Here is a 398-nt window from a genome sequence, read left to right on the forward strand (position 1 = left end):
GCCGGGATAGTAGTTGTTGCCCGCGAGGTGATAGATCGCCGACAGCGTGTGCGCGTTGTGCGTGGCGAACTGCGGATAGACCGCGTCGGGTGCGCCGAGCAGCTTCTTCGCGCACGCGAGATACGACACGTCCGTATAAATCTTGCGCGTGTAGACCGGATAGCCTTCGAGGCCGTCCACTTGGGCGCGCTTGATTTCGGTGTCCCAGTACGCGCCCTTCACGAGGCGCACCATGATCCGGTGACGGCTGCGGCGCGCGAGGTCGACAATGTATTCGATCACGAACGGGCAGCGCTTCTGATACGCCTGCACCACGAAGCCAATGCCGTTCCAGCCGGCCAATTCGGGATCGAAGCACAGCGCTTCGAGCAGATCGAGCGAGATCTCCAGACGGTCGG

Annotated in this window: 1 protein-coding gene; it reads right to left on the reverse strand. The window is 62.3% G+C overall.

Annotated features, from left to right (window positions below; genetic code table 11):
• Positions 1-398: proline dehydrogenase family protein (locus SB822_RS55205; RefSeq protein WP_410858860.1), on the reverse strand; the 398-nt coding region annotated here is incomplete at both ends.

The organism is Paraburkholderia sp. SIMBA_054 (assembly GCF_046534875.1).
Lineage (GTDB): Bacteria > Pseudomonadota > Gammaproteobacteria > Burkholderiales > Burkholderiaceae > Paraburkholderia > Paraburkholderia hospita.